The sequence below is a fragment of the Maricaulis sp. genome (assembly GCF_034670125.1).
Lineage (GTDB): Bacteria > Pseudomonadota > Alphaproteobacteria > Caulobacterales > Maricaulaceae > Maricaulis.
The window spans coordinates 1-19,141 of record NZ_JAXMOC010000008.1 but is presented as its reverse complement, the minus strand read 5'-3'; the positions used below and the strand labels follow the sequence as shown (position 1 = coordinate 19,141).

21 protein-coding genes are annotated in these 19,141 nt (G+C 63.5%); 4 read left to right on the top strand and 17 right to left on the bottom strand.

The window, feature by feature from the left end; all coding sequences use genetic code 11:
• Positions 1–56: 56 nt before the first annotated feature.
• The 7 genes from VOI18_RS12965 to VOI18_RS12935 form a co-directional block, all read right to left on the bottom strand.
• Entirely contained in the window at positions 57–968 is a 912-nt protein-coding gene (locus tag VOI18_RS12965; protein WP_323762842.1) for an isopenicillin N synthase family dioxygenase, read from the bottom strand.
• Positions 958–1,827, bottom strand: coding sequence for a PfkB family carbohydrate kinase (locus VOI18_RS12960; RefSeq protein ID WP_323762841.1), 870 nt, complete (start codon positions 1,825–1,827; stop codon positions 958–960). Before VOI18_RS12960 ends, VOI18_RS12965 begins: the two co-directional genes overlap by 11 nt.
• On the bottom strand, positions 1,827–2,765 hold the full coding sequence (locus VOI18_RS12955; RefSeq protein ID WP_323762840.1) for a nucleoside hydrolase: 939 nt from the start codon (positions 2,763–2,765) through the stop codon (positions 1,827–1,829). Before VOI18_RS12955 ends, VOI18_RS12960 begins: the two co-directional genes overlap by 1 nt.
• 4 nt (positions 2,766–2,769) lie before the next feature.
• The gene (locus tag VOI18_RS12950; protein ID WP_323762839.1) at positions 2,770–3,996 is read right to left on the bottom strand and encodes a NupC/NupG family nucleoside CNT transporter; all 1,227 of its coding nucleotides are present in this window, start codon (positions 3,994–3,996) and stop codon (positions 2,770–2,772) included.
• A gap of 178 nt (positions 3,997–4,174) precedes the next feature.
• A complete protein-coding gene (locus VOI18_RS12945) occupies positions 4,175–4,531 on the bottom strand; it encodes a hypothetical protein (protein ID WP_323762838.1) in 357 nt (118 codons plus the stop codon).
• A gap of 74 nt (positions 4,532–4,605) precedes the next feature.
• Positions 4,606–5,247 carry a hypothetical protein gene (locus tag VOI18_RS12940; protein WP_323762837.1) on the bottom strand — a complete coding sequence of 214 codons (642 nt, stop codon included), beginning with the start codon at positions 5,245–5,247 and terminating at the stop codon, positions 4,606–4,608.
• Positions 5,244–6,467, bottom strand: a complete 1,224-nt coding sequence (locus tag VOI18_RS12935; RefSeq protein ID WP_323762836.1) for a threonine synthase — start codon at positions 6,465–6,467, stop codon at positions 5,244–5,246. The genes VOI18_RS12940 and VOI18_RS12935 overlap by 4 nt, the downstream gene beginning before the upstream one ends.
• Positions 6,468–6,602: 135 nt before the next feature.
• Between VOI18_RS12935 and VOI18_RS12930 the strand changes: the two genes are divergently transcribed.
• Positions 6,603–6,995 (top strand): VOC family protein, encoded by a 393-nt coding sequence (locus tag VOI18_RS12930; RefSeq protein WP_323762835.1) that lies wholly within the window; start codon positions 6,603–6,605, stop codon positions 6,993–6,995.
• 249 nt (positions 6,996–7,244) lie between these two features.
• Here VOI18_RS12930 and radC read toward each other — a convergent pair whose 3' ends face one another.
• The 5 genes from radC to sfsA form a co-directional block, all read right to left on the bottom strand.
• Positions 7,245–7,925: a RadC family protein gene (gene radC, locus VOI18_RS12925; RefSeq protein ID WP_323762834.1), complete on the bottom strand. Its 681-nt coding sequence runs from the start codon at positions 7,923–7,925 to the stop codon at positions 7,245–7,247.
• 3 nt (positions 7,926–7,928) lie between these two features.
• Complete coding sequence (gene map, locus VOI18_RS12920; RefSeq protein WP_416374886.1) at positions 7,929–8,768, bottom strand: type I methionyl aminopeptidase; 840 nt, start codon at positions 8,766–8,768, stop codon at positions 7,929–7,931.
• An 89-nt stretch (positions 8,769–8,857) separates the two neighbouring features.
• Positions 8,858–10,540 carry a M28 family metallopeptidase gene (locus tag VOI18_RS12915; protein ID WP_323762833.1) on the bottom strand — a complete coding sequence of 561 codons (1,683 nt, stop codon included), beginning with the start codon at positions 10,538–10,540 and terminating at the stop codon, positions 8,858–8,860.
• A 78-nt stretch (positions 10,541–10,618) separates the two neighbouring features.
• The gene (locus VOI18_RS12910; RefSeq protein ID WP_323762832.1) at positions 10,619–11,095 is read right to left on the bottom strand and encodes a thioesterase family protein; all 477 of its coding nucleotides are present in this window, start codon (positions 11,093–11,095) and stop codon (positions 10,619–10,621) included.
• Positions 11,092–11,799: a DNA/RNA nuclease SfsA gene (gene sfsA, locus VOI18_RS12905; RefSeq protein WP_323762831.1), complete on the bottom strand. Its 708-nt coding sequence runs from the start codon at positions 11,797–11,799 to the stop codon at positions 11,092–11,094. The genes VOI18_RS12910 and sfsA overlap by 4 nt, the downstream gene beginning before the upstream one ends.
• A gap of 66 nt (positions 11,800–11,865) precedes the next feature.
• Between sfsA and VOI18_RS12900 the strand changes: the two genes are divergently transcribed.
• Positions 11,866–12,648, top strand: a complete 783-nt coding sequence (locus tag VOI18_RS12900) for a competence/damage-inducible protein A (protein ID WP_323762830.1) — start codon at positions 11,866–11,868, stop codon at positions 12,646–12,648.
• A gap of 143 nt (positions 12,649–12,791) precedes the next feature.
• On the opposite strand, the gene hfaD is transcribed toward VOI18_RS12900, so the two are convergent.
• Genes hfaD through hfaA form a run of 3 tightly spaced genes read right to left on the bottom strand, consistent with a single transcriptional unit; the run spans position 12,792 to position 15,367 of the window.
• Entirely contained in the window at positions 12,792–14,030 is a 1,239-nt protein-coding gene (hfaD, locus tag VOI18_RS12895) for a holdfast anchor protein HfaD (RefSeq protein ID WP_323762829.1), read from the bottom strand.
• On the bottom strand, positions 13,945–14,949 hold the full coding sequence (hfaB, locus tag VOI18_RS12890; RefSeq protein ID WP_323762828.1) for a holdfast anchoring protein HfaB: 1,005 nt from the start codon (positions 14,947–14,949) through the stop codon (positions 13,945–13,947). The genes hfaD and hfaB overlap by 86 nt, the downstream gene beginning before the upstream one ends.
• The gene (gene hfaA / locus VOI18_RS12885; RefSeq protein WP_323762827.1) at positions 14,936–15,367 is read right to left on the bottom strand and encodes a holdfast anchoring protein HfaA; all 432 of its coding nucleotides are present in this window, start codon (positions 15,365–15,367) and stop codon (positions 14,936–14,938) included. Before hfaA ends, hfaB begins: the two co-directional genes overlap by 14 nt.
• Before the next feature lie 156 nt (positions 15,368–15,523).
• Here hfaA and VOI18_RS12880 point away from each other — a divergent pair, with 156 nt between their 5' ends.
• Entirely contained in the window at positions 15,524–16,201 is a 678-nt protein-coding gene (locus VOI18_RS12880) for a rhomboid family intramembrane serine protease (protein ID WP_323762826.1), read from the top strand.
• Here the strand turns inward: VOI18_RS12880 and VOI18_RS12875 are convergent, their stop codons facing one another.
• Entirely contained in the window at positions 16,202–16,771 is a 570-nt protein-coding gene (locus VOI18_RS12875) for a GDYXXLXY domain-containing protein (protein ID WP_323762825.1), read from the bottom strand. It lies immediately after the preceding gene.
• Complete coding sequence (locus tag VOI18_RS12870; protein ID WP_323762824.1) at positions 16,768–18,096, bottom strand: DUF2157 domain-containing protein; 1,329 nt, start codon at positions 18,094–18,096, stop codon at positions 16,768–16,770. The genes VOI18_RS12875 and VOI18_RS12870 overlap by 4 nt, the downstream gene beginning before the upstream one ends.
• 187 nt (positions 18,097–18,283) lie before the next feature.
• Between VOI18_RS12870 and VOI18_RS12865 the strand changes: the two genes are divergently transcribed.
• Positions 18,284–18,712, top strand: a complete 429-nt coding sequence (locus VOI18_RS12865) for a CBS domain-containing protein (RefSeq protein WP_323762823.1) — start codon at positions 18,284–18,286, stop codon at positions 18,710–18,712.
• Positions 18,713–19,141 lie beyond the last annotated feature (429 nt).

Below are 19,141 nucleotides of genomic sequence, written 5' to 3'. Positions count from 1 at the left end.
CCGGGATTTTCCCGCATTTTCAAAGGGACACGTACCAAAGGTACATGTCCCTCCGTTCACTTCAGGCCGATCTCCCGGAGGCGCTGATCGAGGAAGTCTCCGGTCGAGATCGGGGCGGGCGGTTCGGCGCCGTCCTGCGCACAGCCGGGCAGGCATTCCAGCACCACATCGGCGCGCGGCTGCACGAAAAAGGGCATGGAATACCGGCTGACATTCGGGCCGACCGGATTGACCACGCGATGGGTCGTCGCCGGCAGGAAGCCATTGGTGATCCGCGCCATCATGTCGCCCGTGTCCACGACCAGGTGGTGCGGACCGTTGAGGACAGGCAACCAGTTTCCGTCTCGCGTCAGCACTTCCAGTCCGCCCCCCTGGGCGGCGACAAGCAGCGTGATCAGGTTGATGTCTTCGTGGGCCGCAGCCCGCACACAGCGCGGGTCGGCCGATGCCGGAATCTCCGGATAGTGGATCAGGCGCAAAAGCGAGGTGCCGTTCTCGATCCTTGGGTCGAAATAGTACTCCGGCAGGGACAGGCCCAAGGCGATCGCCGACAGCAGGTCCCGCCCCGTCGCTTCCAGGGCGTCAAAGAGCGCTTCGAAGACGGTCTGGAAATCAGCCGGCTGATCCGGCCAGGACAGCTTCGCTTCCGGCTCGGCCTGGGCATGCCCGATCTGCCAGAACTCCTTCAGGTCGGGAACGCTCGAATCCTTGGCATGCTCACGACCAAACGGCGTATAGCCCCGCAGCCCGCCGGCATGGCGCATCTTCTCCTCGACCGGGCGGGCAAAGAAGGTGGCCGCAGACGCATAGCTGCGCTCGATCATCTGCGGATCAACCCGGTGACCTTCCAGGGTGATGAAACCGCATTGGCGCAGGGCGGCCACCAGGTCCCGTCCGAACGCCTGGCGCGTGGCCGCATCGCCGTCGCGAAAAGCGGTCAGGTCCAGATGGGGAATGCTATCGGTCAAGGTCATCTCCAGCCATGAGCGCGTCGACCGCAGCCCGTACCGGCAGGGCCGGTTGGGCCCCGGCATTGCGTGTCGCGGCGGCCCCGGCGGCGCAGGCAAATTCAAGGGCCGTCCGGGCCGGTTGGTCTTCCAGCAAGGCCAGCGTCAGTGCCGCCACGAACGTATCGCCCGCCCCGGTCGCATCGTGTGATGTTACGCTTGGCGGCCGGGCGCGGGCAATCTCGACACCATCCCTGAACAGGACGGCCCCGCGAGCGCCCAGGGTCAGGGCTGTCAGGCCACCCGCCGCGAACAGGCGGTCGGTCCCGTAGAAATCACATTCTGCCTCGTTCACGATGCAGACGTCGGCCCGCCCCAGCACGGCGTTGTCCAGCGTCCGGGCCGGGGCAAGGTTCACAACGACCAGCCCGGAACACCGCGCCTGGGCCTCCAGCAGAACCTCGACCGGCGTCTCGAGCTGGCCGATCAGGCCGCCGTCGATGCGCTCCGGAAGATCGGTGACCGACAAGGCGCCATTGGCACCGCTGGCGACAACGATCTGATTGTCGCCGGCCGGCTCGACGGCGATCATGGCGATACCGGTCGGCTGATCCGGAACACGGCGGCAGCGCGACAAATCAACACCGCCGGCCGTCAGCAAGGCGAGCGCCGCGTCGGCCTCGTCATCCTCGCCGACACAGGCGATCAGGCGGGCCTGCGCGCCCAGGCGCCGGGCCGCCAGCGCCTGGTTGGCGCCCTTGCCGCCCGGGTGTTTGGCAAAGCCATTCCCCAACACCGTCTCGCCGTCCCGGGGCAGATGTTCACAACGAACCACAAGATCCAGATTGACCGATCCGACGACGGTGATCTTTTGGGTCATCACAGCCGCTCCATTTCGGTGACCACCAGGTTGAACAGCTTTTCGTCGCGGACGCCGTGAACCCAGCGAATAACGGGCAGGTCGGACGGTGTGTCCGTGGACTGGATCCGCGTTTGGCCGCGTCGCTCGCCATCGCTGCAATCGACGTCGATGGCAACCTCGGACACATCAAACAGGTCGGGCGCCAGCAGGTAGCCAATCGTGCAGGGGTCGTGCATCGCAGCCCCGTCAACCCCATAGATCTCGCCATAGACCCGATTGACGTGGCCGATCATGGCCGCTGCCGTCAGGCTGGCCGGGTGAGCGGAGGTCAACAAGCGGTCCATACGCGTCGGCATACAGCGGAATTGCAATGTCGTATCGAGGCCGATCAGGGTGGTCGGGCATCCACTGCCCAGCACGCATTTCGCGGCATCCGGGTCGGCATAGATATTGAACTCCGCGAACGGTGTGATGTTGCCGCCTTCGTCCGCGGCCCCACCCATGATGACCACTTCGCGCAAGGCCGCCGTGATGGTCGGGTCGCGTTGCAGGGCGGTGGCAAAATTCGTCATCGGTCCGGTGATCACCAGCGTGATCGATCCGGGCTTGGCCGAGCCCAGCTCACGGCAGAGATAATCGACGGCATGGTCGGGTTGAAGCGGCGCGAGCGCGGGAGGCAGAACCGCGTCTCCCAGTCCTGTCTTGCCGTGGATGTGGTCGGCAAAACTGGGCGCGACCCGCATCGGTCTGTCGCAGCCCGAAAACACCGGAATGTCGTCCCGCCCGGCCAGCGACAGAACGCCGAGGGCGTTCCGGGCACAGACATCGACCGGCACATTGCCGGCCACAACACAGATCGACTGCAGGTCAATCCGGTCCGATGCGCCCAGGGCAACGAGCAGTGCGATGCAATCATCGACACCCGGGTCACAATCAAGAATGACGCGATGGGTCATGGGCTTATCCGACAAACAACATGCCGGCGATGGCTGCGCTCATCAGATTGGACAGCGACCCGGCCAGCACGGCGCGCAGGCCGAAGCGGGCAATCTGCGAAATCCGGTCCGGCACAAGACTGCCCAGCCCGCCCAGCAAAATCCCGACAGAGCTGAGATTGGCAAAGCCGCAAAGCGCAATGGTGAGAATGGCCTGGCTGCGCGGCGAGAAGTCCTCGATGCTGCCGGACAGGGTCAGATAGGCGACGAATTCATTGATCACCAGCTTTTCACCGACAATGGCCCCGGCCGCCTGGGCCTCTGCCACCGGTATGCTGAGTGCCATCATCAAGGGGGACAGCACGGTGCCCAGCAGGGACTGGATGGTCACGCCGTCGGCGCCGAACAATCCGGCAATACCGGCAATCAGCCCGTTCAAAAGCGCGATCAGCGAGACGAAGGCGATCAGCATAGCGCCGATATTCAGCGCCAGGTGAAGGCCGTCCTTGGCCCCGACCGCCGCCGCCATCACCACATTGGCGTGTCGCTCCCGCTCAGGCGGACCCTTGACGATGTCCTGGGCCTCATCCTGCTCGTCGTCGGCCGGCATGATGATGCTGGCCATCAGCAAGCCGCCCGGCGCGGCCATGAAGCTGGCGGCCAGCAGGTATTCGACACTGATCCCGATTTGCGCGTAAGCCGCCAGCACGGTCCCGGCCACCGAGGCGAGACCAGAAGTCATGATGGCGAACAGCTGGGGCTTTGTGATCCCGTCGAGATAGGGGCGGATCACCAGCGGGGCCTCGGTCTGGCCGACGAAAATATTGGCGGCAGCGTTGAGCGAGACCACACGTCCGCAGGCCAGCAAGGCATTCAGCCCGAAGCCGACAATCCGGACGATCCACTGCATCACGCCGATATGGTAGAGCACCGACATCAGCGCCGAAAAGAAGATCACCACCGGCAGCACGTTCAGGGCAAAACTGAATCCGACCGCGTCAGACACCAGCGGGCCGAACACCATGGCGATGCCGGCCGTCGAGAAGGCCAGCAATTGGGTCACACCCGCCGACAGCGCCGACAGGATGTCGCGACCGATGGGCAGATAGAGCACCAACGCGCCGATCGCGCCCTGCAAGAGCAGGGCACTCAGCACGGTCCGCAACCGGATTTTGCGCCGGTTGGTCGAAAACACGACAGCAATCAGCAACAGCAGAACAGCGCCCAGCCCGGCGATCATATTGGGATGCATGCGACAGTTTTCCCCTTGCCGGTCTTGCCGGGCAGCCTGGCGGTACAGATGTGGTCTTCAATTCCTGTCCGACAGGATGGCTTCGTCCCGATTGACAGGCCTGACCCTAGCGCAGGCGGCACACGGACGCCAAGCGGCCTGGGTAGGTGGGGAGGATGTTCCACGGGGCCGCCCGGTATCAGGTCGCCAGCAGGCTGGCCGCGCCGCCCTGCGCGAGCCAGGCCGAGACCCGGTATGTGGCCATGACATGGATGATGAGGGTCCCGAGGCCGACGGCCAGGGTGAGCGGTGACCCATTTTGCCGGTTGCCATCTCGGTCGGTCATCATGGGCGATGTGATCTGGCGCTCGATGTGGAACAGCGCCATGCCCGCCAGAACCGCGAATGTTCCTGTGCCCGCCGCGACCAGGGCCAGCATCGCCGGCGTGCCGAGAAGCGCGTCGGAATGTTTGGCAATCTGCCACCCGACAGAGCCGAGGGTCACCAGGATGGCCAGGCCGAGCGAAGATCGGGACGCGCGCTTGGGGTTATTCATCAAAGTCACCTTTCGGAACGAAGCGAGGGGGTGGGACAAGTTCCTCTGGTACGTGCCCTGGAACAGCTCGTTGGCTAGTCAGTGCTGATGGCTTTCACATCGCTGGCCCGGTTCCACCAGGCCGGTTGGGCGTCGGTTTTGCGAATCTGCAGCAAGGTGACAGGCGCAAAAGCATAGGCGATGGCACCGAAAACAGTGTTGAGAAAGCCGCTTTTCATGGGGGATTTCAAAGCGACGCTACGGTAACTCATGACCCTTTGACCGAAGCTGGGCCTGCCTGTTGCAACGGCACGAATGCTGCGCGCCACAAAGGACACCATCACAATCCCTACGATACCCAAGGTTATCGGCGCGGTAGGGTCAGGGGGTATCCGACGAACGGCTGCAATGAACGGGCCCGCGACAATCGACCAAGCAAAAACATCAAACAGCACCGCCCAAAAACGGGTGGAGACCGGTACACGAGCGTGCGGTAGGTCCTGTCCCCGATGAATGGGAATTGTTCGCGCACCGACCAAAAACAGGGCGCAGATCGCGAATTGAAGCAAAAGCGGCGGCAAGAATTCCGGGGTCCCAATAAGCTGAAGAGTCGAATGGTATATTTGTGGTGCCAGAGCCAGAACTGGCGTCGCTACCCCCCAGAACAAGCGACGAGAATGGCGCCGGTCGCTTTCAGGAGAGCGGCCCGTCAGAAAGGCTTCACTCGTTTTCTTCAAAGCGCGCCCCAATCCACATCCCCATGCCGGTCCAGCGCAACGGCCCCATCCGGCATCGCGTACTTCAATCCCGAACCGCAATTGAACAGCACGCATTCGGCGTCGCGGGCCAGCAGGCCGTCGCCCATGGCTTTTTCCATGGCGGCGAGGGTGGCGGCGCCTTCGGGGCAGAGCAATAACCCGTCCTGGCGGGCGCATCTCGTGCGGGCGGTTTCGATGACGGTCTCGGAGACGGCCAGCGCCGCGCCGCCGCTCTCCCGGACGGCGTCAAGGATCAGGAAATCACCGATCGCCTTGGGAACGCGGATGCCCATGGCGGCGGTTTTGGCGTCGAGCCATTCCTCGGCATGTCGGGCACCATCCTCGTAAGCTTTGACAATCGGCGCGCAGCCTTCCGCCTGGACGGCAAACATTTTTGGGCGTTCCGAACCGATCCAGCCGAGTTGCTCCATCTCGTCGAAGGCCTTCCACATGCCGATCAGGCCGGTACCGCCGCCGGTGGGGTAGAAGATGGCATCGGGGACCCGCCAGCCGAGCTGGGCGGCGAGTTCCAGGCCCATCGTTTTCTTGCCCTCGATCCGGTAGGGCTCTTTCAGGGTCGAGACATCGAACCAGCCCATCTTGTCCTTGCCGGCCCCTACAAGGGCGCCGCAATGATGGATGAAGCCGTTGACCTTGAAGACCTTCGCCCCCTGCAGGGCCATCTCGCGCAGATTGGCCTCCGGCGTATCCTCCGGCGCAAAGCAATAGCTTTCCATGCCCATCCGGCTGGCATAGGCCGACATCGCCGCGCCGGCATTGCCATTGGTCGGCATGGCGAGGCGCTTGAGGCCGAAACTGTGAGCCATCGCCACGGCGAGGGCGAGACCGCGCGCCTTGAACGAGCCCGTCGGCAAACGCCCCTCATCCTTGACCCAGACCTTGCCCGTCGCTCCGGAGGCCTTGGCGGTCGCCGGCACATCGATCAGCGGTGTGTCGAGTTCGCCCAGGGCGCAAATGTCGGCGTCGTCGACGACGGGCAGCAGTTCGCGCCATTTCCAAAAACCCCCCTCGCGCGCCCAGACCGCACCGCGATCGACCTCGTCCTTCATCTTGTCCAGGTCATAGCGGGCGAGCAGTGGCTTGCCGGCCTTGGACAGGTTGTGCGGCTCGCCGGCCTCGTAGCGTTCGCCGGTCTGCGAACATTCCAGATGGGTGAAGTAATTGGCTTTGCTTTGCATGGGGCGGGCTCGCTGATGGCTTGGACCGGAGGCTAGGCGAGTGGCGCGCTGCGTCCAGCCCACGAGTCACCGGAATTCATTTGTCCTCAGCCAAGGGTGTCGTCTAGCCTGTCGGCACGACAAGGGGAGCGTGACATGGCAAAAGTGATTGGTGTCGGGGGCGTGTTTTTCCAAAGCCCGGACCCGGCGGCCTTGATGGCCTGGTACAAGGACAAGCTGGGCCTGACGATCAATGATTATGGCGGCGCCGACTTCCTGCATGCCGACAGCGGCAAGGCCTTCCCGCAGGGCGCGCGGACGATCTTTTCCGGCTTCAAGGCCGGAACCGACTATTTCAAGCCATCCGCCAAACCTTTCATGATCAATCTGATGATTGACGATATGGATTCGATGCTGGCGCACCTGAAGGAAAAAGAGGTTCCGCTGGAAGGCGAGCCCCAGGATTTCGATTATGGCCGCTTCGCTTGGGTGATGGATCCGGACGGGACGAAGATCGAGTTGTGGCAGCCGATCGAGCCGGCGGGGTAGGGGGCACTTGCTTTCCAGTATTCAGGCGGAGGGCGCCGCGGCGCTCACCCGTCCATAAATCGCTTGCCGGGACTTCGCCGTATCCGTTTCTTCCGGTCAAGGGGCATGCCCGCTGCGCGGCCCTTCGGGCCCTTGACCGGAAGAAACGGATACGGCCTGCTGGCTGACAAGCGATCTAGGGGTTATTGCGAGCCGTGGCTCGCTCTTTCCGGGCCGCATGTGTCGCCATCCGGGTTATGGCTGACGTCACTACATCAACCCCAACGTCTTGAAGCTCGCGGTATTCTCGCGCCCGATCACTAGGTGATCATGGACGGCGATCTCGAAGGGTTTGCAGATCTCCATCAGCGTCCGGGTCATCTCGATATCGGCCTGGCTGGGCGTGGCGTCGCCGGAGGGGTGGTTGTGGACGAGGATGATCGCCGAGGCTTCGTGGGCTAGGGCGGACTTGACCACCTCGCGGGGATAGACCGGGGCGTGGTCGATCGTGCCTTCACCGAGCACCTCGTCGGCGATCAGCTTGTTCTTGCGATCAAGAAAGAGGACGCGGAACTGTTCCGTGGTGGCGTGCTGCATGGCGGTGCGGCAATAGGCGACCAGGGCCGACCAGGAGGTGATGACCGGGCGGCCGATCACCTGTTCGCGGGCGAGGCGCTCCGACAGCGCCTTGATCAGTTTCAGTTCGGCGGCGGTTTTCTCCGACACCCCGCGCACCGATGAGAGCTGGCCGACCGTGGCCGAGGCGACGCCGCCCAGATCCCCGAAGCGGGCGATCAGGTCCTTGGCAATGGGTTTGACGTCGCGGCGCGGGATGCAGCGGAAGAGGTAGAGTTCCAGCAATTCATAATCGTGTAATGCCAGCCCGCCCGCTGAGGTTAGTTTTTCGCGCAGCCTATCCCGATGGCCTGTATGGGGTGCCAGATCGGTCATCGTCTAGGTGACGGAATAGGGTGGCTTGTCGAGGCCCTTGGGCGATTTGGTGAAGATCTCGACGCCGTCGGCGGTGACGCCGCAGGAATGCTCGAACTGGGCCGAAAGCGACTTGTCGCGCGTCACGGCGGTCCAGCCATCGGACAGGACCTTCACGTCGGGGCGACCCAGATTGAGCATGGGTTCGACGGTGAAGAACATGCCTTCCTTGAGCTCGGGGCCTTCGCCATGCTCACCGAAATGGAGCACATTCGGGCTGTCGTGGAAGTTCTGGCCGAGGCCATGGCCGCAGAAATCGCGCACGATGGAGCAGCGGCGTTCCTCGGCATATTCCTGGATGATGGCGCCGATCGTGCCAAGGGTGACGCCCGGTTTGATCGCATTGATGCCGGCCATCATGGCTTCATAGGTGGTGTCGACCAGCAGCTCGGCTTTCCGGCGCGGCTCGCCGATCGTGTACATGCGGCTGGTGTCTCCATGCCAGCCATCAACCACCACGGTCACATCGATATTGACGATGTCACCGCTCTTGAGCGGCTTGGGACCGGGAATGCCGTGGCACACCACATGATTGAGCGAGGTGCACAGCGAGTGCCGATAGCCGCGATAGAACAGGGTCGCCGGCATCGAGCCATGATCGAAAGCGTATTCCCGGGCCAGCTTGTCCAGATACTCGGTGGTGTTGCCGGGCCGGGCGTGCTCGACCAGCATGTCGAGGATTTCGGCTGCCAGTCGTCCGGCCTTGCGCATGCCCGCAAAGCCCTCGGGCCCATGCAGCTTGATGCGGCCATCACGTGGGCTGGCGGTATCGATATCGGTCACGGTCTCGTAGGCAGTCGTCAAGTCGGCTCTCCTTCAATACCCGCTTATAAACAGAGCGCGCGCCGTTTGGAACGGCGCGCGCCTGCATTTATCAGACTGGGGCTTGAAGCCTACTCGACGTCGTTGCCGAACAGGTTGCCGAAGAAGCTGTCCTCATTCCAAGCCGGCCGCTCGTCGCTGTCAGCGATTTCGCGGGCGATCATGTAGTTGATGTTGGCGAATTTGGCGCCCTGCTCGAACAGGACTTCCAGCTCGCCATCCAGCTGATCGGTCGGACGGTGATAGTGGGTGGTCAGGAAGCCCATGAAGCCTTCGCCTTCGTCCCAGCGCGGATCCGGCGAGGAAAAGCCGGTCATCAGGAACAGCGACGGCACGCCTTCGCGGACGAAGTTGTAGTGATCCGAGCGCACAAAGAGTGACTGCTCCGGCAGTGGGTCTTCGCTGACCATGATGCCCAGACGATCAGCGGCACGGCTGGCAATCGGTCCGAGATTGGAGTGATTGGCGCCGAAGGCGATCACGTCGGCGAAGTCATAGACGATCACCGGCATGTCGAGATTGACGTTGGCGACGATCTGTTCAGCCGGGACCGACGGGTTGCGGGCGAAATGCTCCGAGCCCAGAAGGCCCTTTTCTTCAGCCGTCAGCGCGACAAAAACGATCGAACGACGCGGCGTGCCTTGCTCCAGGAAGGTGCGGGCTGTCTCCAGCATGATGGAGATGCCGGACGCATTGTCGACTGCGCCATTGCAGATTTCGTCGCTCTCGTCGGAGGCGCGGCAGGAACCGCCCGAGCGCATGTGGTCGGTCACCGAGCCGATATGGTCGAGATGGGCCGACAGAACGACAATCTCGTCGGCGAGGATCGGATCGGAGCCGCGGATCATGCCGACCACATTGGGGTCACTGAAGGGTTCGGACAGCGTGCGCTGACGGATGGTCGCGGTGTGGGGCAGGGCAAAACGCGGATAGGTCGGCTCTTCAGCAGACATCGCGGCCTGCACGTCCTCCAGGCTCATCTCGGCGCCCTCAAACAGGCTGGCACCAAGCTCGGCGGTAACGTTGGCAGCGGCCTGGACAGTGTCATATCCGGACGCTCCGGTGGCGGCAGTCAGACGGACACTCGGACGGCTGCCGAAGCCGTTGGCAAATCCGGTCAGCTGTTCCTGCGTCCATCCGGTGATCGAGATCATGCCGATGGCGCCGTGTGCGGCGGCAACATTGCGTTTGGTCGTGCCGGAATTGTGGTGGGCGCGTTCTTCGGAAATACCTTCAAACACACCCTCGGGAACTCCGCCCATGACGACCACGATCTTGCCCTCGACATCGAGGCCTTCATAGTCGTCATGACCGCGATTGGTGGCCGAGACGCCGTGCCCGACGAAGACCAGCTCGCCGGTGATGGTGGCTTCCAGCACGCTGGGATTGGTACCGATAAAAGCGCCTGTGCCGTGGGCGAAGGTTTCGCCGTCCAGTGTGAACTGGTTGTAGTCGGCATCGGGACGCACTTCCTGCATCGGTACGTCGGCGAAATAGGTGCCATCGTCGCCGGCCGGCTCGAGACCGAGAAGGCGCATCTGTGCGGCGACGTAATTGGCGGCGATTTCATAGCCGTCTGTACCGGCATCGCGGCCGGCGAGGTAGTCGGATGCCAGAAAGCGGATGTGTGCTTCGATATTGGTGGCGCTGACATTCGGCGTGAAGGCCGCGTCGGCGGTCTCGGTCGTGGTGTCGGTATCAACCGAGCAGCCCGCCAGTGCCAGTCCGGCAATAGTCGCAATGAGATACTTCATAAGAGCCTCCCCCAAAGAGGTGTTGGTGTCGCGGCGGACTATAGGGGGCAGGCGCTTGGGCACAATCTCGGCAGATTGTTAACTTTCAGTCACAAGCGCCGCCGCAACGGACGGGAGGACAGAGTAGTGGTCTGAAAAGATTGGAGTCATTCGGGCCGGGCGTCCTGTGGACAGCTGGAAGCAGACAACCTTGGTGAGGGCACGAAACACAGTTGCGCCATCGCTTGCCCGGCGGAAATGGTAACGGCGTTCAGCCCGCAGGCGACCATCGGACCGGCTGATCCAGACGGCGCAGTCGATGTCGTCGCCCAATCTGACATGGCCCAGATAGTCAGCTTCGGTGCGGATGATGGCGATGCCGCGATCATCCTTCGCGCAGGCCTCCATCGAATAGTGCTCACCCTTGGAGAACCAGTGCGTCCAGGCAGCCTCGTCGGCCCATTCCAGATAGCGGGCGTTGTTGGCGTGACCGAAACTGTCGATGTCCTTCCCGGTCACGGTGATGCGGTGGATATAGGCATCCGGCAGATCCCAACCGTTCCAGTCGTCGCTCATTGGTCCAGCTCCACGCGCATCGGACGGGTTATGGTGACCGCCTCCGGGGAGACGTCGCAGGCATAGGCGAGGACTTCAACCCCGGCTTCCGCGCTGGCTCGCAGGGTTTGCGCATAGACCGGATCGATATCCCCGGCTGGTCGCAGCACCTCGCAATCACTGCGCTGGACGATGAAGAGTTGCACCGCGCGCTCACCTGCCTTCACCTGGTTGGCCAGCTCCACCAGATGCTTGGCCCCGCGTGAGGTCACACCATCGGGAAACTCCGCAATGCCGGGCCCACGCTGCCAGTGGACATTCTTCACCTCGACCCAGCAGGCTGGACGGCCATGGCCTTCCAGCAGCAAATCGATGCGGGAGTTTTCGCCATATTTCACCTCGCGTCGCAGGCTGTCATAGCTGGTCAGCTCGCTGATCACGCCGGCATTCACCGCCTCTTCCGCCAGCGAATTGGCGAGATTGGGCAGGGTGCCGATCAAGGTGCCCTCCGCCTCGACGAGCTCCCAAGTGTATTTCAGCTTGCGCTTGGGATTGTCCGAACGCGACAGCCAGACCGGCAGGCCCGGCGTCTTGATACCCGTCATCGCGCCGGTATTGGCACAGTGCGCCGTCACCACATCTCCGCCCGCCAGTTCGACATCGGCGAAGAAGCGCTTGTAGCGTCTGACCAGTCGGCCTTCGATCAGGTCCGTCGGAAATTTCATGACTTGGACTTCCCCGCGAGTGGCACATATACGGTCAGGCGTGTGTGCGACTTAAGGATGATTCTCATGGCCACGGGCAAACGGGTGACGGCAGCGGTTCTTCTGATCGGCGACGAGGTCCTGTCCGGCCGCACCCAGGACAAGAACCTCAACCAGATCGCCCGCTTCCTCGCTCCGCTGGGGATCAATGTGATGGAATGCCGGGTCGTGCCCGACGAGACCGACGTCATCGTCGATGCCCTGAACACGCTGCGGGCCGGCCATGATTATGTCTTCACCACCGGCGGTATCGGTCCGACCCATGATGACATCACCGCAGACGCCGTCGCCGCTGCCTTTGGCGTCGGCATCGATGTCCGCGACGATGCACTGGCGATCATCGAAGACTGGTATGCCAAGACCCAAACGCCGGTCACCGAGAGCCGCAAGCGGATGGCCCGAATTCCCGATGGCGCCAGCCTGATCATCAATCCGGTCACCGGCGCGCCCGGCTTCCAGACTGGCAATGTCTTCACCCTTGCCGGTGTGCCCTCCATCGTCGCCGGCATGCTCAATGACATCGACCACCGGCTCGAGGGCGGGGCGGTGACCAGGTCGCGCTCGGTCAAGGGCGACAATCTGCGCGAAGGTGATGTCGCGGAAGCGCTTGGCAGGCTGGCAACGGAGTTTCCCGAGGTCTCGATCGGGTCCTATCCGTATTTTCTCGAAGTCAAAGCCGGTGAAATCAAGCGCGGTACCCACCTGGTGGCTCGCGCGACGGATGAAGTCCAGCTGGACCTGGTGATCCAGCGGATCGCCACGATGGTCGAAGCGGTCGGCGTGACGCCGCGAATAGACCCGGCCGATTGACGGCGGAGCGACAGGCGAACCGGCCCGAAAGCGGAGCTGTCAGCCCTTGTCGCGCCGAGCTCGGGACGTCTGTCAGGCAAAAAAGAGCCCCGGTCGCACAACACGCGACCGGGGCCAGGGTTTTCCCAAGGCATGGGAAGTCGTCAGTTGCCCGTGTGCGGGTTCACTGTCTGGTAGGTGGCGGAATTGCCGATCGCCGTGGCCGCGCCGGAGAGGATTCCGCCAGTTGTCATGCCGCCCGTCACAAAGGAACTGACAGCGGCGTTGTTGGTCTGGTTGGTATTGCCCCAGGCCGTGACCGGGCATTCCGAACAGACATAGGTCGTGGCGGCATTGCCGAAGGCTGTCGCCGAGACCAGGGCCGAGCCGCCGGCATCGCCGCCGAGTGTGGCCCGGGCGGTCACAGCGGCGTTGTTGGTCTGGTCCAGCCCCATGAAGGCGTCGGCGCCGATATTGGAGATGATGGCGGAGTTGCCCACACCTTCCGCTGACACCGAGAGGACATCGGCATCGAAATTGCCGACCAGGATTTCCGATTCGGCCGTGACCGCACCGTCATTGTCCTGCTCGCCCTGGATATGGGCGTAGCCGTATTCATTCTGCATCCACACCGAATTGCCATTGGCCGACGCAACGACGGTCTGGCTGATCGCCGTGCCGCCAGCCTCGGTGCCGGCCCGTGCCGTCACAGTGCCGCGATTGTCCTGGTCGACATCAACGACCTGGGACGGGTTGTCATAATAGCCTTCCAGTTGCGCCGAATTGCCATTGGCCGCGCCGAGTACGGTTGCCGCATAGCCAAGGCCGGCATCGGTGGCGAGGACAAAGCTGTCAGCCGTGACGTCGGCGCCGGTGTCCTGGCGCAGGGCGAGATTGGTGTCGCTGCCATAGGTGGTGCCCTGGAAGGCATTGGCCGAGGCGGTTGCCGAGGTGACCGAGGAGATCGCATAGCTGCCGACTTCCAGGCGAGCTGTCGCGGCGACCGTCGAGCCGTCCAGTGCCGTCTGGTTGATTTGTGCATCCATGCCATTGTCATTGATCACGCTGGCCGAATTGCCCATCGCCGAAGCGGTGGTAATGGCGGCGCCGTCAATGATCGTCGCACGCGTTTCCGCGCGGGCATCGACCGAACCTGAGAAGGTCTGATCAGACTGGATATCATGCCGCTCCACCACGTCCACGGTCAGCGCATTGGCGGCGCCGATGGCAGACTGGGAGACGGAGTTGGCCTGGTCGGTTTCACCGTCCGTCACGACCGTGATCGCGGCGTCCAGATTGACCTGGCCGTTCAGGATCTCAGTCGTATCGTCCGCGAAGATAGGTGCGCACGTGATCGTCGCGGCGCTCATGCCCGCGATCAACATTGCTGCGCGCTTGGACATTGGAAGTCTCCCGTTGGCCGTAAGGTGTGGAGGCGTTGACGCCCCCGGTAATATTGGTGTGACCGCCCGTGCTGCCGCCGATCGGATCGGCATAGGTGCAGGCTGCGGCCGGATCGACGCCGTACATCTGCGCCGAGACTTCCAGCACGGCGCGTTCGATCACCGAACGCACGGCCAGCTGGACCGGTTCGAGCGAGCGCCCGCCACCGGAGATGTCGACGACGGCATTGTCCCAGAAGGCAAAGATGCCGGCAGAGATTTCGCGCCCGACAATCTGTTTCTGATAGGAGATCACATCGACCGTCTCCATCGTGCGCGTGTCGTTCAGGCGCAGATCAAGTCCGATATTCATCACCCACATGCGGCGATTGAAGACACCTGTCGGGTCGCTGTCGACGCGGTCGCCGCCCAGAACGTCGATGCCGGATGAGCGGATATTGTAGTTCAGCTCTGTAATGCCGCCGACCAGGTGAAAGTCGGAGCCGGGCAGCGATGCGGCATGAATCTGGCGCTGAGCGCCATTGTCACCGATCAGCGAATTGTTGGCATAGCGAAGCTCGAGTTCCGACACCGATGTGTCAAAACGCTCCACCAGGCGGACACCGGCCTTGGCAAAAGCCGAGATCGCCATCAGGGAAGCGCCCTGGGTCACCGCGGCTCCACCTTCCAGCGACGCCCGACCGGTGTAATCCGCCAGCCGTCCCACAGCGATGCGGGGCGATTGCAGATTATGCTCGCGGGCGTAATTGGCGAGGCAGACCAGCGCCTCGGAATAGGGCGTCGGATTGGCTGTGACAGGCGCGCCGCCGATCGGCGTCGCATAATTGCCGTCGGACCCGCCTGTGCGGGCCGTTGTGGCGCAACCGGTCAGCGCCAGCGCGCTGACGAGTGTCGCCATCAAAAGCTTAGTCTTGATCATTGTCCGTACTCACATTGCCTTGGGCCGTCGCGCTGGCGTTGATGTCGCCATTATTGATTTGGGTGGAATTCACGATGACCGTGTTCCACTGGCCGCTCACATTGACGTTGAGCTGGTTGCCGATAGCGGAGGCGTTTGCGCCGACGCCGCCACTGCCAAACAGGCCGGTCTGGGTGGAAACCCCGACACCGGTCTGGATGATTCCGTCGATGATCACGCGATTGCCGGCGCTTGAGCGCGCCGCGGCGCCGGCACTGGTGGTTGCACCCGACCAGGGCTGGCTCGCCTGTGCGGTCGATCCGCCATAGGGCTGCTCCCAGCCAGCCGTGGTCTGGACCTGCTGAGCCTGGGCCGCGGCACTGATGGCTGCGAGGGCGAAAGCGGCACCGACGACGGTGGGGAAGCTGCGCGTGTTCATTGTGTCATGTCCTTTTAGACGCGAATTCTGTGTCCGGAGTTGCAACGCGCGTGCCAAAGGGTGTGCCGGGCTAAAGCCGTTCCCCTGTTGGGGGAATCGTGTCGCCCTTGACCGGGCAATGCCTGATTGGGGCAATGTGAAACGGGAGTGGACGCCATGAGTGTGCCGCAGCGGGACGGGTCGGACGGGCCTTGGGACAGGCCTCCACCGCCGCGCGCGCCGGTCTTCAACGCCATGCCACCGGCCGTGCTGTTGATCGCCCTGAGCCTTGTCGGCGTGTCACTGCTCGGTCAGGTCTGGCCGCAATTCAGGGCCGCTGTATTCAACGCGGGCGTCTTCATCGCTGCCGAGCGAGGAGCCTCATTGCCAAGCCAGCCGCTTGGCCCGGTCGCGCCGCTTTTCCTCCACGTCTACATCCATTTCGGCTTGCTCCATATTGCCATGAATCTGGCGATTCTGGTGGCGACCGGCCGGGCCGTTGCCGCGCGTCTGGGCCAGGGGGCGCTGGGGTCCGTGGGCTTCATCTTTCTCTTCTTTGCCTGCGCGGTGTGCGGCGCCTCGCTCGAGGCCGTCCTTCATCAGGGCCCACCTGTGCCGATGGGCGGTGCGTCGACGGCCGTTTCGGGCCTGATAGCCGCTGCCGGATGGGTCCGAGGCGGATGGCGCGGCATGGCGCGGCTGGCCCTGCCGTGGATTGGCATCAATCTGATGATCGGACTGGTCGGGGACATGATGCCGATCTCCATCGCCTGGCTCGGACATATCGGCGGTACTCTGGGCGGTGTGATCCTGACGCCGCTGGTGATTGCGGTCTTCGAAGAGCGGCCTGGCTGATTACCAGAGCCCGTCGATATGGCGCGCCCCGTCAATCTCGAACCCCTTGATCATGAGGTTGCCGGAGGCGGGAAGGGACAGGATTACCCGCACACGGGCTTGCGCACTGCCACCGTCCGGCACTTGGTCGCGCAACATGTCTTCCAGAGCCAGCGCCTGATCCCGACTGGCGTAATAGCGCTCGATATTGAAGCGGGCGTGCACGGCGTCGCCGACCCACACCACCCGACCTTCCGCCACCAGGCCTTGACCCGGGTGTTGCCGGTACACAGCGACCGGCCGGGCCAGCCCGTCAGTGCCGATCTCCAGCGTCGCGAAGACGGGCGCGTGGTCCTCGAACGCGTCATCACCATCCAGGACCGCGAGGTCGAGCATTGCCAATGGCGTGCGGATCATCGCGTAGTGACCGAGGAAAATGTCGCGAGGATCATAGCCCTCGACCTCCATCACCAGCTCCGTTCCAGAATTCCGGGCGCTCTGGTGGCTGACCAGCATGAAGACAAGAAATCCGGTCATCGCCGCCGCGATCAGTCCCAGCCGGGCTGGAGCGCTCTTCATCGGATGGCTCATGATGTCTCTCCGGGATTGGCGTCGGCCGGGTCCGGGTCAGCGAGACGTCGCCGCTTTTGCGCCTGCCAGAGGACGAAGCTGGCACCAAACAGGAGCAACCCGCCGAGGAAGAAGAACAGGGACGTGTCGAGCAGGCCTTCGAAAGTCTCCGCATAGACATAAAGCGTCTGCGCCACGAAACCGATGATGCCGATCGTGCGCAGCGTTGTGGCCGACTGGCGCGAGCCGATCAGGATCAGCGCCACGCAGGCACTGTAGATCAACCCGCCGACCAGCATGCGCAGGACCAGCGGTGCGGCGTCCGGTTCCCCACCCAGGGCGACGGGCAGGGCAGCGATGGCCAGCGCAGTGGCAAACAATGCCCCCGCCTCCGAGACCTTCAACTGCCCGGCGGTCACGCGCAGCGCACACAGGAGGGCGATGACAGCCAGTGCCGGCAGGGCGAGGGCGCCGTAACCGGTGACGTTCGATGTGTCATGGGCGGCAAGGTGACCGTCCAGGGGGATCTGGATCAGCAAGGCCGCAAACAGGGTGATCAGCGTCATCCAGCCGGCGACAATGCCGGCGCCGGGGATCTTGCGGTCGCGCAGGACCGATCCGGTCAGCGCCAGGGCCGCGAAGACCAGTATGGCCGCGGCCTGTACCGCCAGGGCGCCGACGGCATGCAGGTCCTGCCACACATGGAGCGCGTGGGCGATCCACAACGCCAGCGCCAGCGAGACCAGATGCACGGACACGAAGGAGCGCATCCGTATGGCCAGAAAGGCACAGGCCGCGGCGACCGGCAGGTAGGCCCACACCGTGCCCGGGACATGGACATTGCCCGCTTCCAGTCCTGCCCACAGCGCTCCCAGCCCGGTGGCCAGGATCAGAACCGGCCGTGACCTCACCTGCCAGGCGGTCAGGCCGCCGGCGACCGCCCAGATCAGGACGGCCGTATTGCGAAAGGAAGTCATGTTGAAGGTCTGGGCGGTCAGCATGATCGCGGCGCCGAACAGTACCACGCCGAGCAAGGCGAGGGCGTGGCCCAGCGTTTTTGCGTCTCGTTGGAACGCCTGTCCGGCCGCCAGCAGGCAGATCCACAGCAGGCTCAGCATCAGGCCGAAGCGCAGGAGGCGGGGAATCATCTCCCAATTGGCGCCGACGAAGGTCAGCGCCGACAGGCCCAGCAGGACGGCGCCCAGGATCGTCAGGGCGCCCAGCGCCGAGGCGCCGCGGCGCGGGCGGGCGGCGTCAGCGAGAATCGCGGTCCGATTGTCGGCATCGACGAGATCGGAATCGATCCAGCGATCCAGATCCCGTGTCAGGCGTTGCAGATAACCCATCGGTGCCACTCCTGCTGCCCGCACCGCCCCGGAGGCGTGATCGCGAGCGTGAGCGGGCAGGGTGGCGGAGGTGTGCAGGCCTGTCCATGAAAGCTTGATTCACATTCCGCCGCCGCCGTCGGAAGCGTGAGGGACAGGACGGCGGTTTTGTGGTATCATGCAACCTTGATAAGGCAGGAGGCCGGTGATGATTGTAGATGCGATTCTTCGGGGCAAGGGACGGGACGTGATCTCGATCCGCGAAACGGCCACTTTGGAAGAGGCCGCCCGCCTGCTTGATTCCCACGGCATCGGGGCCCTGCTGGTCGAGGACGGCACCGGCCGGCCGATCGCCATCCTGTCCGAGCGCGACCTGGTCCGGGAGATGGCGCTGAACGGCGCGGCCTGCCTCCAGCGCCCGGTTGCCCAGGCCCTGACCCAGGCGTTTGTCATTGCCGGTCGGGATATCGACCTCAACGCGCTCATGGTCCTGATGACAGAGCGTCGGGTTCGCCACATTCCCATTCTCGAGGATGACCAATTGCTGGGGATCATTTCCATCGGTGATGTGGTCAAGGCCAAGATTGCCGAGATGGAGGCCGAGACGGCTGCGCTGCAGGCCTATATCCGGTCCTGACTGCTAGCGGCGCGCCAGGACTGGTACTGCACACGCCGTTTGCCTTGTGTGACAGGGCTATTGCGAGGCGGTCCCGCATTTCCTGCAGCAAAAGCCGCATCAGGGGGTTGCGTCTGTCACGGCGTCCTGTAGAACCCCGCTCACACCGGCGCTGCCGCAGCGGTTTACCCCTTGCGGACCAGCGTCGTTTGTTTATTATACGAGGTCTTGTCGCTTTTCTAAGTCAAGCTGGTGCGCCGAATTCGATGCGCCGGGCAGTGATTTTTTCGCCGGTTTTCGGACCACTGAGAAACTCCTGCACGACCCTGAAAAACGTGATTGACTTCAGGTTTGGGGCGGCTTAAACACCGCCCTCCTTGGCCGGGGGCGGCGAGTTGATTGTCCCTCTGGCTGATCGGGTTCATCGGCGCGGTTGTGTTGGTTGGGCCT

Coding starts and splice junctions, on each gene's coding strand:
- VOI18_RS12960 (WP_323762841.1), bottom strand. CDS start 1,827: ATGACCCAAAAGATCACCGTCGTCGGATCGGTCAATCTGGATCTTGTG.
- VOI18_RS12955 (WP_323762840.1), bottom strand. CDS start 2,765: ATGACCCATCGCGTCATTCTTGATTGTGACCCGGGTGTCGATGATTGC.
- VOI18_RS12950 (WP_323762839.1), bottom strand. CDS start 3,996: ATGCATCCCAATATGATCGCCGGGCTGGGCGCTGTTCTGCTGTTGCTG.
- VOI18_RS12945 (WP_323762838.1), bottom strand. CDS start 4,531: ATGAATAACCCCAAGCGCGCGTCCCGATCTTCGCTCGGCCTGGCCATC.
- VOI18_RS12935 (WP_323762836.1), bottom strand. CDS start 6,467: ATGCAAAGCAAAGCCAATTACTTCACCCATCTGGAATGTTCGCAGACC.
- VOI18_RS12930 (WP_323762835.1), top strand. CDS start 6,603: ATGGCAAAAGTGATTGGTGTCGGGGGCGTGTTTTTCCAAAGCCCGGAC.
- radC (WP_323762834.1), bottom strand. CDS start 7,925: ATGACCGATCTGGCACCCCATACAGGCCATCGGGATAGGCTGCGCGAA.
- VOI18_RS12915 (WP_323762833.1), bottom strand. CDS start 10,540: ATGAAGTATCTCATTGCGACTATTGCCGGACTGGCACTGGCGGGCTGC.
- VOI18_RS12910 (WP_323762832.1), bottom strand. CDS start 11,095: ATGAGCGACGACTGGAACGGTTGGGATCTGCCGGATGCCTATATCCAC.
- sfsA (WP_323762831.1), bottom strand. CDS start 11,799: ATGAAATTTCCGACGGACCTGATCGAAGGCCGACTGGTCAGACGCTAC.
- VOI18_RS12900 (WP_323762830.1), top strand. CDS start 11,866: ATGGCCACGGGCAAACGGGTGACGGCAGCGGTTCTTCTGATCGGCGAC.
- hfaD (WP_323762829.1), bottom strand. CDS start 14,030: ATGTCCAAGCGCGCAGCAATGTTGATCGCGGGCATGAGCGCCGCGACG.
- hfaB (WP_323762828.1), bottom strand. CDS start 14,949: ATGATCAAGACTAAGCTTTTGATGGCGACACTCGTCAGCGCGCTGGCG.
- hfaA (WP_323762827.1), bottom strand. CDS start 15,367: ATGAACACGCGCAGCTTCCCCACCGTCGTCGGTGCCGCTTTCGCCCTC.
- VOI18_RS12880 (WP_323762826.1), top strand. CDS start 15,524: ATGAGTGTGCCGCAGCGGGACGGGTCGGACGGGCCTTGGGACAGGCCT.
- VOI18_RS12875 (WP_323762825.1), bottom strand. CDS start 16,771: ATGAGCCATCCGATGAAGAGCGCTCCAGCCCGGCTGGGACTGATCGCG.
- VOI18_RS12870 (WP_323762824.1), bottom strand. CDS start 18,096: ATGGGTTATCTGCAACGCCTGACACGGGATCTGGATCGCTGGATCGAT.
- VOI18_RS12865 (WP_323762823.1), top strand. CDS start 18,284: ATGATTGTAGATGCGATTCTTCGGGGCAAGGGACGGGACGTGATCTCG.